The following is a 14,526-nucleotide window of genomic DNA, read 5'->3' on the forward strand; positions in this document are numbered from 1 at the left end:
TTCCGAATGGGCAGTCCCCTTTTTATGCTGATAGATGTTTGACACGACAAACTTACGAGAACAGAAGAAAGAAGGATATTTTCCAATGAGAAAACGCATTGCTGCGCTTGCGCTGGCATCCGTCATGGCTCTGAGCCTGATCGGCTGCGGCGGCAAGAGCAACTCCGCTTCCTCTGCTGGCGTGTCCGGTGACTTCACCGGCACCGCCAAGGGCATGGGCGGCGATGTGACTGTTACCCTGACCCTGACTGACAGCAAGATCACCGGCTGCACTGCCGAGGGCGTTGACGAGACCCAGGGCATCGGCACCCTGGCGCTGGACCAGCTGCCCGGCCAGATCGCTGAGACCGGCAGCATCGCCGTGGACGGCGTGACCGGTGCGACCATCACTTCCGACGCCATCAAGGAGGCCGCTGCAGCTGCTCTGACCGCTGCCGGCCTGAACCCCGATGACTTCAAGACCGCTGTGGAGAACAATGGCGAAAAGGCCGAGGATTCCACCGTTGATGCTGACATCGTCATCGTCGGTGCAGGCGGCGCAGGCATGACTGCTGCCATCACTGCTGCCGAGGAAGGCAAGAGCGTCGTCATCCTGGAGAGCCAGTCCATGGTGGGCGGCAACTCCGTGCGCGCTACCGGCGGCATGAACGCCGGCAAGACCGTGTACCAGGACGAGAACGAGTTCGGCGAGGCTGCAGGCGTTGAGAAGACCCTGAAGACTGCTGCTGAAAAGTACGCCGACAACGAGACCATCACCGCTCTGGCCAAGACTGTTTCTGAGCAGTGGGCCGAGTACCAGGCAAACCCCACCGGCTACTTCGATTCCGTTGAGCTGATGGAGCTGGACACCATGGTCGGCGGCAAGGGCATCAATGACCCTGAGCTGGTGGAGACCCTGTGCTCCAACTCTGCTGACGCCATCGACTGGCTGGACGAGCACGGCATCACCCTGCACAACGTTGCAAGCTTCGGCGGCGCATCCGTCAAGCGCATCCATCGCCCGGTGGACGCTGACGGCAAGACCATTTCCGTTGGTTCTTACATGATCCCCCTGCTGCAGGAGAACTGCGAGAAGGCTGGCGTTCAGATCCTGCTGAACACCACCGCAAATGAGATCCTGACCGATGCCAACGGCGCTGCCGTGGGCGTTAAGGCTACCGGTGCTTCCGGTGAGACCGTCACCGTCAACGCCAAGGCTGTGGTGCTGACCACCGGCGGCTTCGGCGCAAATCTGGATATGGTCACCGAGTACAAGCCCGAGCTGAAGGGCTTCATGACCACCAACGCTGCCGGCGCGCAGGGCCAGGGCATTGAGATGGCAACTGCTATTGGTGCCGGCACCGTGGATATGGACCAGATCCAGATCCACCCCACTGTGGAGGCCAACACTGCTGCCCTGATCACCGAGGGTCTGCGCGGCGACGGCGCTGTGCTGATCAACGCTGAGGGCAAGCGCTTCATCGACGAAGTGGGCACCCGTGACGTGGTCTCCGCTGCTGAGATCGCTCAGACCGGCAGCTACAGCTGGCTGGTCGTGGACCAGGCCATGGTCGATGCTTCCAGCGTCATCCAGGGCTACATCAAGAAGGGCTACACCGTTACCGGTGAGACCTACGAGGAACTGGGCAAGGCTATGGGCGTCGATGAGGCTGCCTTCGCCGAGACCATGAACACCTGGAACGGCTACGTGGACGCCAAGAATGACCCCGACTTCGGCCGTACCAGCTTTGCAAACAAGCTGGATACCGCTCCGTACTACGCCATCAAGGTCACCGCTGGTGTGCACCACACCATGGGCGGCCTGACCATCAACACCAACACTGAGGTGCTGAAGGAAGACGGCAGCGTCATCCCCGGCCTGTTCGCAGCAGGTGAGGTGACCGGCGGCGTCCACGGTGCAAACCGTCTGGGCGGCAACGCTGTGGCCGACTTCACCGTCTTCGGCCGCATTGCAGGCAAGGCTGCCAGCGACTACGCTGCATGAGCCTGAACCGCAAGAAAACGGACACCGCTGCCCCGAAGGGCGGCGCGTGGAAGAAAAATCTGATCTTTGCGCTGGTGATCCTCATGCTGGCGGCGGCGCTGTACTTCGGCGTGCGCGCAGCACACAGCGGCAAGGGGACCGGCCTGCAGGCGGTCGTCGATTTCGGCGGCGGCGTGTCCGAGACCCTCTCGCTGGATAAGGATTACGACTACCTCTATGATGTGGGCGATTACGTCGTGCATCTGCAGGTGAAGGATGGCGCCATCGCCTTTCAGGACAGTCAGTGCCCGGACCATGTGTGCGAGCAATTCGGCTGGCTTTCCAAAGAAGGTGCCTGGGCGGCCTGCGTCCCTGCGGGGGTGTATGTGGTCGTGGAGACCACCGCAGAATAAGATCGTGTTTTGGGGCAGTGCTCCGGGAGACCGGGGTGCTGCCCTTTTTGTTGTGTGAAAGTTCGATTAAATTTATCGGAAAGGCGGCAAAGTGAAATTTGGACGCTTGTGCCGCGCAGGAAAATGCGATACACTAACGATAACACCTTTTTCCGTGCGGCGTATCGTGTTGCGCGGCCGATCAGAATACCGCAGGCCCCGGCACAGCACGGTGCGCCTGAAGGATACAGGAGGAGACAGCAAGCATGAACTGGAAAAAAAGCAAGGATGCAGCGGCCAAGGCTGACCCCGGTGCAGAAAAGGCTGCGCCCGGGGCAGGCGGCCCGGCGGCATTCGTGAAGAAGAACTGGAAGTGGCTGGTGCCGGTGGTGTGCGTCGTGGCACTGGGCGGCTGGTTCATCCTGCGCCCGAGCCCCGCACAGAACACCAATGTGGACATCAACTATGTGCAGACCACGCCGGAGAAGCGGGACGTGACGAACACCCTCAGCGGCACCGGTATCCTGAACCCGGCCAATACTTATAATGTGAAGTCGCTGGTGGCGGGCAAGGTGCTCACCAGCACCGCTGAGGAGGGCGACATCGTGGAGGAGGGCGATGTGCTCTACACCGTGGACTCCTCCGACGCCACCACGAAGGCCGAGCAGGCCTCCATTGCCCTGCAGCAGGCCCAGCGCAGCTATGATAAAACGGTGGACCGCCAGTACGTCCGTGCCGAGGTGGCGGGCGTCGTCAGCACCCTCAAGGTGGCAAAGGGTGACGAGGTGACCAGCGGCCAGGAGGTGGCGGTCATCCGCGACAGCTCCAAAATGACCCTGCAGCTGGAGTTCCCGGCTGCGGATGCTGCCTCCTTCTCGGTGGGGCAGAGCGCTGAGGTGACTCTGGATGGCACCTTTGAGACCATCACCGGCACCGTGACCGCCGTCACCGGCACCGATGCCCTGAGCACCGGCAACCTGCTCACCCGCACCGTGACCATCTCGGTGCGCAACGCGGGCGGCCTGACCACCGCCCAGGCGGCCACCGCCACCATCAACGGCGTGAGCTGCATCGCGGCCAAGAACTTTACTTATCAGGCGGAGCGCACCCTGACTGCCATGGTAGCAGGCACCGTTACCGCCATCAACGTGCAGGAAGGCGGCGCGGTGAACAAGGACGACATCGTGCTGCAGATCAGCGGCGACGACCTGAGCGAAGCAATGCAGTCCGCTGCCGAGAGCCTGCGCAGCGCCGAGCTGAACATGGACAACATGCAGGAAGCGATGAACAACTATACCATCACCTCGCCCATCAGCGGCACCATCATTGAAAAGGCCGCCAAGGCCGGTGACGCCCTGACCGCCGGTGCGGATCTGTGCACCATCTACGACCTGAGCTATCTGGAAATGACCATCAACGTGGACGAGCTGCAGGTCAGCAGCCTGTCGGTGGGCCAGAGCGTGCAGGTGACGGCCGACGCTGTGCCGGACAAGACCTATATCGGCGAGGTGACCCGCGTCTCCATGAAGGGTAACTCCAGCGGCGGCACCACCACCTACCCGGTCACCGTCCGCATCGACGAGACCGAGGGCCTGCGCCCCGGCATGAACGCCAACGCCGAGATCGTGGTGGCCGAGGCCAAGAACACCCTCACGGTGCCCAACGCCGCCATCGTGCGCGGCAGCTATGTGCTGGTGACCAAGGATTCCCCCAGCGCTGTCAACGCCGATGAAAGCATGATCGCACCGGACGGCTATGTGTATGTCCCGGTCAAGACCGGCGTCAGCGACGACAACTATACCCAGATCGTCAGCGGTGTCACCGGCAACGACACCGTGGCCTATGATTCCGCCGCCGTGAGCAGCGACACTTATTATGACGACGGCGGCTATGTCTACACCGGAAACAGTGCGGACGACACCGCCGACGCTGCGGATGACACGGCCGATGCCGGTGATGCAGCGGACAATGAAGATACCATGTCGGCAGAAGATACGGCGGATGGCGAAGTCATCGGCGGGGCAGACGGGGCAGGCGGCATTGATCCGTCCGAAGCGGATGCCGTGATCCCGAACTGACGCAGGAGGGGAAATGAGCGCTCTGATCGAGTTTGATGAAGTCTGCAAGTACTACCAGATGGGCGACACCACGGTAAAGGCGGCGGACCATATCACCATGAAAATCGAAAAAGGCGAGTTCGTGGCCATTGTGGGCCAGTCCGGTTCGGGCAAATCCACCTGCATGAACATCATCGGCTGCCTGGATGTGCCCACAGCGGGCACCTACCGCCTGAACGGAAAAGACGTAGGCAAGATGAGCCGCAACGAACTGGCGGCCATCCGCAACGAAATGCTGGGATTCATCTTCCAGCAGTATAATCTTTTGCCGAGGCTCAACCTGATGGAGAACGTGGAGGTGCCGCTGGTGTATGCGGGCGTTCCCCGCGCCGAGCGGCATGCCCGCGCACGGGAAGTGCTGGACCAGGTGGGCCTGGGCGACAAGCTGAAAAACAAGCCCAACCAGCTTTCCGGCGGCCAGCAGCAGCGCGTTTCCATCGCGCGGGCACTGGTGCGCAACCCGGCGGTCATCCTGGCCGACGAGCCCACCGGAGCACTGGACAGCCACACCGGCCGCGAAGTGCTGGGCATGCTGCAGCAGCTGCACGATGAGGGCCACACCGTGGTGCTCATCACCCACGATAACTCCATTGCCGTGCAGGCAGACCGCATCATCCGTCTGGAGGACGGCCAGGTGGTCTACGACGGCGATTCCCACGCGCCGGAGGCCATCGTCCAGCCCACGCTGCTGCCGGAGGAGCCGGGCAAGGAGGGCAAGGCATGATCATTGAAACGTTCCGCCAGGCAATCCAGAACGTGTGGAGCAACAAGCTGCGCACCTTCCTGACCATGCTGGGCATCATCATCGGTGTGATGGCGGTCATCGTCATCGTGGGCCTGGGCAACGGCATGACCCAGAGCATGCGCGACAGTTTTTCGTCGCTGGGCACCAACACCCTCAACATTCAGGTGTGGGGCTACGGCTCCCGCACCGCATCGGTGGACGACCTGTATAAGATCGTGGACCAGAACCGCGACCTGATCCAGGCCATCTCGCCGGAGATCGACTTCAGCGGCACCGGCAGCCTGAAGATCGGCACCAACACCTACCGCTGGGTCACCATCAACGGTGTGGATGAGCACTACACCGCCATGCGCAACTTCCAGATCGCCCAGGGGCGCGGCCTGCAGTACATGGATATCAAGGATAACAAGCAGGTGTGCATCATCGGCGATTACATCAACCGCGTTGCCTTCGGCGGCAATGGCCTGGGCCAGACGCTGAAGATCGGTGCCAACAAGTTCCGCATCGTGGGCGTGCTGGCGGCCAAGGTCAGTGACCCGGACATGCAGGAGGGCTCGGACGACAACAGCGTATTCCTGCCCTACAGTACCGTGATGCGCCTTTCCAATCAAAGCACGGTGAGCAACTATACGGCCGTCATGGCCGACGAGAGCCGCGCCAATGAGGCCAAGGCCGTTGTGGAGAACGGCCTGCTGGCCCTGATGGGCTCGGAGAACAGCTATTATGTCTACAGCGCCAGCGAATGGCTGGAAGAAATGAACAAGATGATCAACATGGTCATCGTGGTGCTCACCGGCATCGCCAGCATCTCGCTGCTGGTGGGCGGCATCGGCATCATGAACATTATGCTGGTGTCCGTCACCGAGCGCACCCGCGAGATCGGCATCCGCAAGGCGCTGGGTGCCAAGGAGCGCACCATTCTGGCGCAGTTCGTGGTGGAAGCTGCCACCACCTCGGCGCTGGGCGGCGTGCTGGGCATCGCGCTGGGCTACATCGTGAGCATGGCGGCCAACAAGCTGCTGCCGATCCTTGCCGGCGGCACGGATATCACGGTGAGCCCGTCCTTCAACTCCATCGCAGTGGCCTTCGGCATCTCGGTGGGCATCGGCGTGCTGTTCGGCTACCTGCCTGCACGGCGTGCCGCGCGGCTCAACCCCATCGAAGCGCTGCGCTATGACTAAGAACATCCTCTCGGGCTCACTGTCCGCCCCTGGCGGCGCGGCCCGATCGTTCCCCGAGGGGAAGCCAAGAATCAAGGAGGTATCGCGACCTATGAAAAAACGAATTCTCGCCCTGCTTGTGGCGGTGTGCCTCGGCGTGTCCATGCTGGTGCTGCCGGCCTCGGCAGCCAGCCTGAACAACACCGCCATCCAGACGGCGGTCACGCTGGGCGCTATGGAGCCCGGCCAGACCGGCAGCCTGGATGCGGCCGTCACCCGCGGTGCACTGGCAAAAATGCTGGTGTCCTTCTCGGCCTACCGCGAAAGCGCGACGAAGCAGGGGAGCCTGGGCACCCTTTATAAAGATGTGCCGGGCAGTTCCCAGTGGGCACCCTATGTGCGCATTGCAGTGCAGCAGGGCTGGATGAACGGCTACACCGACGGCACCTTCCGCCCGGATAACGCCGTCACGCTGGAAGAAGCCGCCACGGCGGTGCTCAAGCTGCTGGGCTACAAGATGACCGACCTGAACGGTGCCTTCCCGCAGGCCCAGCTGAACAAGGCGCAGGAGATCGGCCTGCGCAGCCAGCTGAACCGCGCCCAGGGCGAGACCATGAACTATGAGGACTGCGCGGTGCTGCTCTACAACGCCCTGAACGCGAACACGGCCGGTGGCAGCGTCTATGGCAGCACGCTGGGCTTTACGGTGGCGAACGGCCAGGTGGACGTCTCCTCGGTCATGCTCAAGAGCTTGCAGGGTCCCTTCGTGGCGGGCGACAACGCCCAGCTGCCCTTCACCCCGGTGAGCATTTACCGCAACGACAAAGTCTCCTCCTCGGCAGAGCTCAACAAGTATGACGTGTATTACTACAGCGAAAGCCTGCAGGCCGTGTGGATCTACACCCGCCGCGCGGCAGGCCGCATCACGGCGGTCTCGCCTAGCGCCAGCGCGCCGACGGCCGTCACGGTGGCAGGCACCAGCTATCAGCTGGGCAGCACGGTGGTGGCGTCCAAGGTGTCCAGCCTGAACGGCGGCGGCGTGGGTGAGGTGGTCACCCTGCTGCTGGGCATGAACAACGAAGTGGCCGACGTGGTCACCGGCGAGGAAGCCGACAGCATGTTCTACGGCGTGGTGCAGTCTTCATCCCGCAGCCTGGTGGAAGACAACGGTGCCGATGTGCTGCAGCGGGTGTCCGTCATGTGCACGGACGGCATCGTGCGCACCGTGAACGTGGACAAGAGCCTGAACTTTCCCAAGGGCTGGCTGGTGGAGATCAGCGTGACGCCCGAGGGCGAGAGCGTGGAAAAGCTGGATACAAAGTCGATCAGCGGCACGGTCAGCAGCGATGCGTCCAGCCTGGGCGATTATGCCTTTGCGGACGATGTGCAGATCCTGGATACAACAGCGGAGGGTGTGGCTGGGACGGTTCGTCCCAGCCGCCTATCGGGGACAGCTCTGAACGCCCTGAACATCCGTTACTATACCTTGAATGAGAGCGGCCAGATCGACCGCTTGATCCTCAACGACGTCACCGGCGATCTGTGGACCTACGGTGTGCTGGATGACATCAAGAACCTTGCGGTCAACGCCAGCCAGCTCAAGGACCTGAGCACGATCATTTCCGGCGGCACGGTGGACAGCGACGACAGCCAGACCAAGATCGTCAGCGATCTGAAGGATGTGCTGGTGCCCACCACCAGCGAGGTGCTCTGGGGCATCGTCAACGGCGACATCCTGACCACCGTCTGGCAGAAGCTGACCGCCAACACCGACAGCCTGCTGAGCCTCGGCCTGCGGCAGATCGGTACGCTGGTGGGCGAGCCCTATGCCTCCCTGTTCCGTTATGTGGGCGGCGGTGCCACCTATGTGTGCTACGTCAACGGCGCGCAGACCTCCTTTACCACAGAGGTGAAGTACCCGGTGTTCGTGGGCGGCCTGGCCGTCCGGCAGGAAGTGACCGGCAGCGTCCGCTCCATGGTGCAGCTGATGCCCATGAAGATCGACCAGGTGGGTGCAGCCTCGGTGATGAGCGGCGGCACACGCTATGAGATGGCGGACGACGCCCAGGTCTACCTTTGGTATAAGGGCCAGTATTACCACACCAAGCTGACCGAGGTCAACACGGAAGGCTACTCGCTCACCGGCTGGTACGACAACTTCGGCTGCGCCGCAGGCAAAAAGGTGCGCGTGATCGTGGCCGTCAAGAACGACTGATGGGTTACTACAGCGCCCCGCGCCGCTTCCTGCGCGGGCTGCGGCAGGTGGTCTACCCACGGCGGTGCCCTTTCTGCGGGCGGGTGCTGGGCAGCATCCCGGAATGCCTGGACTGTGCGCAGGAGCTGGACACCCTGCGCCGGAAGCCCAGCATGAAGTTGGACCCGGCCAAGCACTACATCAGCAATCTGTCCGGCGGCGCGGCACCCTTCCAGTACGCAGGCTGCGTGCGGCAGGGTGTTCTGCGTGCAAAGTATCAGGCCTCGCCCTGGGCAGCGGTGGAGCTGGGCGTCTGGATGGCAAAGCTGGTCTACGGCAGCGAGATCCGCATGTGCGGCGCAGAGCCGGTGCCCCAGAAGGTGGACGGCGTCTCCCACGTGTACAACGCCATCGTTCCGGTGCCGCCCTCCGGCACAAAGCGCGGCTACAATGTGCCGTACCTGATGGCGCTGCCGCTGGCCGAAGCGACCGGCGTGCCGCTGTATGAGAACGCGCTGTGCCGCGCCCGGAAGAAAAAGCACCAGGCCGGTCTGCCGTTTTATGAGCGCGTGGCCAACGTGGCAGGTGCATTCCGGGTGACCGACCCGGAGCTGGTAGAGCGGCGGAACATCATTCTGGTGGACGATGTGCTCACCACCGGCACCACGGCAGCGGCCTGCGCGCAGGCACTGCTGGCGGACGGCGCAGCGAGCGTGTTCGTGGTGACACTGGCAACCGTGGAAAAGGACCTTGCACCGTTGGATGCCTGGAAAGAGGATGAACAGTTCCCCGATATTTGAAAAAATTAGCAGAAAATGCTTGACAAATCACCCGGAATTGGATATACTGATTGAGCTGTGAGCGACAACCGCTTGCAGGTATCCGGGTGTAGCGCAGTTTTGGTAGCGCGCTTGAATGGGGTTCAAGAGGCCGTGAGTTCGATTCTCGCCACTCGGACCATAAATCCAACGATTTCACGTTAGAAGTCGTTGGATTTTTTTGTTTATAGGCTGGCCTCATTTGGTTTTGACCACAATTTTGACCACAATGCCAAAGATTTTATCTGGTCTAATTAGTGCCGTTCCGTCCAATTTTCAGGCCGAAAATGCCTCGCTGAACAACTGGATCGCACTCTGCCGAATGGATTCCTGAACATGGAGATAATGCTCAGTCATTTCGGTATCGGCATGGCCTACGATGCTCTGGATGGTCTGAATATCCACGCCCAACGCCTGCATCTGCGACACATAGGTGTGGCGGCAGCTGTGCGGCGTGAGCAAGCGGACATCGCCCGCTTCTTCCAGAGATTTGCGGAACACATCCCGGAAATGGGTGGGATTGCAGGGCAAGCCGGTCTTGGGGCTTTCCCAGATGAACTGATCGGTGGTATCCCGCAGCTTGATGGCGCACGGGCGGACATTCAGCGGCACCGGAATATCCCGGATACTGTCTTTGGATTTCGGACTGCCGATGCTGACGGTACCTTTTATGACCTTTACTGCCTGCCGGATGTGAATGACAGAGCCATCTTCTTCAATAAACTGCGGCTCCAAAGCCAGAAGTTCCTGCATTCTCATTCCAGTGCCGAGCAAAAGCCGGATGCTCAAGCCCATGCGGTCATCGGGGAGAACCTTCATTAAGTGGGCGACTTCCGCTGTGGTAAAGGCCTCCTTGCGTTTTGCGGTGCCGGATGCCCGCATCTTTTCAGCAAGCCGAACTGGGTTACGGCGCACAAGGTCATTGGCTTCTGCCTTTTGAAAGATCTGGTAGAGCATCCCTCGTGCCTTGCTGATGTAAGAATCCGAGCGGCCATCGCGCCGCATCCCTTTCAGGAAGTTTTCAATGTCGATGGGGCGTATGACGGTCAAGGGGCGATGATAAAATCCCTCTTTGAGCATTTTCAGGCAGTATTTGTAGCTTTCCTGTGTCGTGGGAGCGATATTATCCTTGTGACCTTCGAACCATGTATCAGCCCAATCCTCAAAGTACAGGATCGTGTCCAGCTGGACACCGCTGATAAGCGCATCCTGATACTCTTTCAGTTTGAGCTTGACCTCCTTCTGGGTCTTGCCATAGAAGGTCTTGAAGCGCGGCGAACCATCTTTCTGGTAGCCGTCCATCATACGTAATTCCCAGCGACCATCGCTGCGGTGGCGAAGCGTACCCTCGCCGTGTGAACGTTTGCTTGGCATATTGCCTCCTTCCTGATGTCAAGTCGTTTCGGGAATAGTATAGAAAAAGAAACCTCTTGAATCAAGGATGTCAGATCAGCCATTTACGCTGTCCGTGATCCACTGAAGAAAACGGTCTTTGGGTACGACCATCCGTTTACCGATGTGGAGCGTGGGAAAGCCGTCCGAACGGAGCAGGATGTAAGCGTTGGCGCGGGAGATGCCCAGCGCAGCAGCGACATGATCGGCTGTCAGGGTGATGGGAAGCTGCTCATACGAAGTGAACTGAGAGCGCATAGAATACCTCTTTTCTCTATATGTTGTATTAAATGAATACAGAAACACTATATATTGCACTTTGATATGTAACAAGGGGCATCTGCGGTTTGCGGATGCCCCTTGTGTATATGGGAGGAATGCCTGTGAATATCAGAATTTCATCGGCAGCGCGTCTTTTCTGCACTTGTCGTTGTAGGCGGTGTAGATGGGGAAAACGTATTTTTTCCATCCGCGCAGCTTTGCGGGGTCGTCCTGCCCGATGCGGTAAATATCGACCGGGTGGATGTTGCGCAGCGCACGGAGCAGCCGTTCTTCACTGAACTCGCCGTGGTACAGTTCCACAAAGTGCATCATGCCTTTCAGAACAGAGGCCCGGAACGAATCGGGTTTGCCCTCCCATGCTGCCACGATGAGCCGCATCGTTTCACAGTAGAGCGGTTCGCCCATCTGCTTGTAGAGCCGGAAAGCTGTACCAACGCAGCCGATGCGGTAATCGGTCAGCTGCTGGCTGTCATAATTGAGACTCAACCCCACCCGGTTGGTGGCTGCGAGAAACGCCTTGGAAATGGCATCGCCGCCTACCACCTTGGCACGGAGCTTGATGCCTGCCGTCAGCGGCGCAGAGAAGCCGTTCTGCTCGGCAAAGAGCAGGGCTTCCTGCTCCACGGTCATGCCCGTGTACACCTTGCAGAGGATCGGCAGATCTTTGCCGCCGTTGCGGAGGATGCGCCCCTCGATGGTGTGCTGCCCATCCGTTACGATGAACTGACCGTTGCGGAAACTGACCTTCGGCTCATTTGCCACATATTCGTTGAAGTGGGCGGCAATCAGTTCCACACGCTTGCGCTCCACACCGCGCTGATACAGTTCGCGGGGGTAGACCAGCTTGCTGCTGTGGATGACCATGAGCTGGTACGGCGGGTTGACATGGATGAAGGGATTGTTGTTGTCTTTCAGGCGCATCGCATTTCCTCCTTGATCCTCCAGATGTACGTTTCGGCTTCTTTCAGGATTTCCGCAACCTGCTGCTTACGCTTTGGGATGGTGAGCAGGCTGGGGTTAAACGTGAAGCTGTATTCCAGCCGCTGAATCATTGCGTGTACCGCAGCTTCCAGTTCGGTGTACAGCATCATGTCCTCAACGCTCCCAGCGTCCTCAAAGGACGATTTGATGGGCGTGTAGGGATAGATGGGCGGCTTACCGTCAACCACCTCAGGCGGTGCGTAAGCCGCCGTAGAGCGGATGATGGGTGGAAGCCGCTGAATGCTCCCCATCGGGTTCAGGGCAAGGCTGGCACGGACAGCATCATCCACCCGGCTCATTTCTTCCGGGGTGAGGTGTCCGAGATATTTCAGCACCCTGCTTTTGTCTACGGTAAAAATCTGCTCTGCCTGAACGATGGATGGTACGGAGAGAAACTCGTTCACCAGCAGGCAGTGGGTCGGTTGGGTATACTTTTTTGCCGCCTTGCTTGTCAATGTGGCCACGATCAGCGTGGGCGAGTAAAAATTCCCCACATCATTCTGAAGAACGACTGCCGGACGATTCCCGCTTTGCTCTGAACCGATGGCGTTGTCGAAACGGGTAAAGAAAATGTCTCCGCGCTGGAATTTCCAGTTTTGAATCAAAAGCTGTCCTCCTTTTGCAATATGTACACCGCCCGCTGCACCTCCTTGGCAGTGGGCGGTGTGTTTGTTCAGCGGTTCATTATAACGTAGTCATGACCGCGCCGGGTCTGGCAGACTGTGCAAGTGTCCATGCTTCGGTCTGCGCTGGGAACAATGGCGATTTTGAACGCCTTGGATTCTACAAAACTGCAAAGGCAGACACCGCAGAGCGTGCGGATGGACCGGATCATCTCCGGGGTCAGTTCCATTTCCTCGTAGATCGCTTGCTCTAAGGTGGTACGGTCGTTTTCGTTCATAAAACCTCCTATGTAGGACGAAAATGTGGATATATGGAATAAGTAAAAAGAACAGGCGTGGACGAAGACCGAAAACAGCATTCGGCCACGCCTGATTTAATAAGTTAAGGTCTCGCATATTCGCCCTCGGCTCCCTGCGAGTGGGGCATAAACATCTGGCAGCGGACTTGTACCGCTTCATTGGCATTTCAGCCACCCCGTCTGCTTTGTGACCGGGCCGCGAATTACGGAAGTATCATTATCGGAGTACCAGATGACGGAACTATTCAGTTTTCAAAGAACATGAGTGCAGACATTTCGCTCAGTGGCTTTCGCCATCTGGTGAATTGTCCTCTCACTTGGTAGGCATCGAGAAGGGTCAATCCATAGCATTGAAATTGAAGTTTTTTAAAAATTTAGTGATTCTCTTGATTTTGATACTAATAGTAGGCTGCGCGACACCTAAAACTTTAGAAATTTCAGTGACGGTGTACCCCTCATAGGCATACATGGTGACAAGGTTGAGGTCTGCGTCCGACAAATTTTCAAGAGCAGACAACAGCCGTTCATTCTCAATTTCGCCAATCCATGTGAAGCGGCTCTTGGTTTCGCGGTAGTGTTCGGTAACAGAAATTGCTTCCTGATACTTGTTCATAAGGGGCGAGTAGGATTCTTCGCCCTGTTCAAAGGACGGGGCAGCGATTTCCTGTGTGGTTCTGGTAAGAACGCGCAGCATTGAAAACAGACCAGTCATACTCATACATTGCCTGAATCACTTCAATGCTCATGCCAGCGTCCTCATACTGCTTGCGCATGATAGCCCACTGACGGTCAAAGTTCTTCTTTTCCAAACCATAATTAAAGCCCATGTGTAACCTCCAAATTTTCGATAAAACGTGAAAAGTCGAAAATTTGGAGATGCTACGGATATTTCGCCGCTTGGGGCAGCCACGAAAAGAGGGCAAACATAAAACCTGCTCCTTTTCGGGAGCAGGCCATCTGAAGCTATAAAAAATAGCCGGACAACAGCCAACCGAAGGATTTTCAAGCGAAAATCTTTCAGTCAAGCTGCTGCCCGGCCATTTGGTGCTACGTTTCATACATTGCCATGTGGCAATGGCCCGTTGCTCGGTGCTAACAGTCCATATTCAGAGTGCGTTGCACCCGATTTTTATGAAACCAATGCTTACTTGGCTCGAATGGAAAGGTTGAGCCATAACATTTCCCGGCAACGCCAGCATTTTATGTGGATGAATCCAGTGCAGTCGGCGGTCATTCGATAGAGCTTTATATTGCACTTGGGGCAAAACTGCCAGTGTTCCGTAATCGCTTCCTTCTTATGATTGAGCATGACTTTCCCTCCCAAATATAAAGTTTGCTGCTGTATCATAGGAGAAACGGCGGACTGCGGCACTTTGGCTCCAAAAGCGCAAAAACGCCAGCCTCCCATGGCGGGAAGCTGGCGCAATATAACACATCGGCACGATTGTGGATGGTGGAACGGAACGATTGTGCTTGCTTCGGGGCGGTCTGGCTTACGGCAGCAGACAGGCTTTTTTTGATGCGTTACCCCAATAAAAAATCACAGTTACCTCCACAAAC

The 14,526-nt window shown here is 58.6% G+C and carries 14 protein-coding genes and 1 tRNA gene; 8 read left to right on the forward strand and 7 right to left on the reverse strand.

The features are described from left to right. Positions 1-85: 85 nt before the first annotated feature. From CGS49_RS08390 to CGS49_RS08425, 8 genes are all read left to right on the forward strand, one after another. Positions 86-1,984, forward strand: coding sequence for a flavocytochrome c (locus tag CGS49_RS08390; protein WP_097801402.1), 1,899 nt, complete (start codon positions 86-88; stop codon positions 1,982-1,984). After that, the gene (locus tag CGS49_RS08395; RefSeq protein WP_097801403.1) at positions 1,981-2,376 is read left to right on the forward strand and encodes a NusG domain II-containing protein; all 396 of its coding nucleotides are present in this window, start codon (positions 1,981-1,983) and stop codon (positions 2,374-2,376) included. Before CGS49_RS08390 ends, CGS49_RS08395 begins: the two co-directional genes overlap by 4 nt. A gap of 245 nt (positions 2,377-2,621) precedes the next feature. Beyond that, positions 2,622-4,433 (forward strand): RND family efflux transporter, encoded by a 1,812-nt coding sequence (locus tag CGS49_RS08400; protein WP_097801404.1) that lies wholly within the window; start codon positions 2,622-2,624, stop codon positions 4,431-4,433. A gap of 13 nt (positions 4,434-4,446) precedes the next feature. Continuing rightward, complete coding sequence (locus CGS49_RS08405) at positions 4,447-5,196, forward strand: ABC transporter ATP-binding protein (RefSeq protein WP_097801405.1); 750 nt, start codon at positions 4,447-4,449, stop codon at positions 5,194-5,196. After that, positions 5,193-6,398, forward strand: coding sequence for an ABC transporter permease (locus tag CGS49_RS08410; RefSeq protein WP_097801406.1), 1,206 nt, complete (start codon positions 5,193-5,195; stop codon positions 6,396-6,398). Before CGS49_RS08405 ends, CGS49_RS08410 begins: the two co-directional genes overlap by 4 nt. A 91-nt stretch (positions 6,399-6,489) precedes the next feature. Continuing rightward, entirely contained in the window at positions 6,490-8,592 is a 2,103-nt protein-coding gene (locus tag CGS49_RS08415) for an S-layer homology domain-containing protein (protein WP_097801407.1), read from the forward strand. Further along, positions 8,592-9,371, forward strand: a complete 780-nt coding sequence (locus tag CGS49_RS08420) for a ComF family protein (protein ID WP_097801408.1) — start codon at positions 8,592-8,594, stop codon at positions 9,369-9,371. The genes CGS49_RS08415 and CGS49_RS08420 overlap by 1 nt, the downstream gene beginning before the upstream one ends. An 82-nt stretch (positions 9,372-9,453) precedes the next feature. Continuing rightward, positions 9,454-9,531, forward strand: a tRNA-Pro gene (locus tag CGS49_RS08425). A 134-nt stretch (positions 9,532-9,665) separates the two neighbouring features. On the opposite strand, the gene CGS49_RS08430 is transcribed toward CGS49_RS08425, so the two are convergent. The 7 genes from CGS49_RS08430 to CGS49_RS14470 form a co-directional block, all read right to left on the reverse strand. Next, the gene (locus tag CGS49_RS08430; RefSeq protein WP_242975420.1) at positions 9,666-10,763 is read right to left on the reverse strand and encodes a tyrosine-type recombinase/integrase; all 1,098 of its coding nucleotides are present in this window, start codon (positions 10,761-10,763) and stop codon (positions 9,666-9,668) included. Positions 10,764-10,838: 75 nt separating this feature from the next. Further along, positions 10,839-11,039: a helix-turn-helix domain-containing protein gene (locus tag CGS49_RS08435; protein ID WP_005927005.1), complete on the reverse strand. Its 201-nt coding sequence runs from the start codon at positions 11,037-11,039 to the stop codon at positions 10,839-10,841. 132 nt (positions 11,040-11,171) lie between these two features. After that, positions 11,172-11,984: a DUF6551 family protein gene (locus tag CGS49_RS08440; RefSeq protein WP_097801410.1), complete on the reverse strand. Its 813-nt coding sequence runs from the start codon at positions 11,982-11,984 to the stop codon at positions 11,172-11,174. Then, complete coding sequence (locus tag CGS49_RS08445; protein WP_097801411.1) at positions 11,975-12,649, reverse strand: type II toxin-antitoxin system PemK/MazF family toxin; 675 nt, start codon at positions 12,647-12,649, stop codon at positions 11,975-11,977. The genes CGS49_RS08440 and CGS49_RS08445 overlap by 10 nt, the downstream gene beginning before the upstream one ends. A gap of 68 nt (positions 12,650-12,717) precedes the next feature. Then, positions 12,718-12,945 carry a hypothetical protein gene (locus CGS49_RS08450; RefSeq protein ID WP_179859057.1) on the reverse strand — a complete coding sequence of 76 codons (228 nt, stop codon included), beginning with the start codon at positions 12,943-12,945 and terminating at the stop codon, positions 12,718-12,720. Positions 12,946-13,303: 358 nt separating this feature from the next. Next, entirely contained in the window at positions 13,304-13,579 is a 276-nt protein-coding gene (locus CGS49_RS14465) for a sigma-70 family RNA polymerase sigma factor (RefSeq protein ID WP_242975421.1), read from the reverse strand. 28 nt (positions 13,580-13,607) lie between these two features. Then, the gene (locus tag CGS49_RS14470; RefSeq protein ID WP_242975422.1) at positions 13,608-13,793 is read right to left on the reverse strand and encodes a hypothetical protein; all 186 of its coding nucleotides are present in this window, start codon (positions 13,791-13,793) and stop codon (positions 13,608-13,610) included. Positions 13,794-14,526: the final 733 nt, after the last annotated feature.

The sequence above is a fragment of the Faecalibacterium langellae genome (assembly GCF_002549775.1).
GTDB classification, from domain to species: Bacteria; Bacillota; Clostridia; order Oscillospirales; family Ruminococcaceae; genus Faecalibacterium; species Faecalibacterium langellae.

Excerpts from the sequence above, each read along its gene's own strand:
- CGS49_RS08415 (WP_097801407.1), top strand. The coding sequence starts at position 6,490 with ATGAAAAAACGAATTCTCGCCCTGCTTGTGGCGGTGTGCCTCGGCGTG.
- CGS49_RS08395 (WP_097801403.1), top strand. The coding sequence starts at position 1,981 with ATGAGCCTGAACCGCAAGAAAACGGACACCGCTGCCCCGAAGGGCGGC.
- CGS49_RS08405 (WP_097801405.1), top strand. The coding sequence starts at position 4,447 with ATGAGCGCTCTGATCGAGTTTGATGAAGTCTGCAAGTACTACCAGATG.
- CGS49_RS08390 (WP_097801402.1), top strand. The coding sequence starts at position 86 with ATGAGAAAACGCATTGCTGCGCTTGCGCTGGCATCCGTCATGGCTCTG.
- CGS49_RS08450 (WP_179859057.1), bottom strand. The coding sequence starts at position 12,945 with ATGAACGAAAACGACCGTACCACCTTAGAGCAAGCGATCTACGAGGAA.
- CGS49_RS08440 (WP_097801410.1), bottom strand. The coding sequence starts at position 11,984 with ATGCGCCTGAAAGACAACAACAATCCCTTCATCCATGTCAACCCGCCG.
- CGS49_RS08430 (WP_242975420.1), bottom strand. The coding sequence starts at position 10,763 with ATGCCAAGCAAACGTTCACACGGCGAGGGTACGCTTCGCCACCGCAGC.
- CGS49_RS08435 (WP_005927005.1), bottom strand. The coding sequence starts at position 11,039 with ATGCGCTCTCAGTTCACTTCGTATGAGCAGCTTCCCATCACCCTGACA.
- CGS49_RS14465 (WP_242975421.1), bottom strand. The coding sequence starts at position 13,579 with ATGAACAAGTATCAGGAAGCAATTTCTGTTACCGAACACTACCGCGAA.
- CGS49_RS08410 (WP_097801406.1), top strand. The coding sequence starts at position 5,193 with ATGATCATTGAAACGTTCCGCCAGGCAATCCAGAACGTGTGGAGCAAC.
- CGS49_RS14470 (WP_242975422.1), bottom strand. The coding sequence starts at position 13,793 with ATGGGCTTTAATTATGGTTTGGAAAAGAAGAACTTTGACCGTCAGTGG.
- CGS49_RS08400 (WP_097801404.1), top strand. The coding sequence starts at position 2,622 with ATGAACTGGAAAAAAAGCAAGGATGCAGCGGCCAAGGCTGACCCCGGT.
- CGS49_RS08420 (WP_097801408.1), top strand. The coding sequence starts at position 8,592 with ATGGGTTACTACAGCGCCCCGCGCCGCTTCCTGCGCGGGCTGCGGCAG.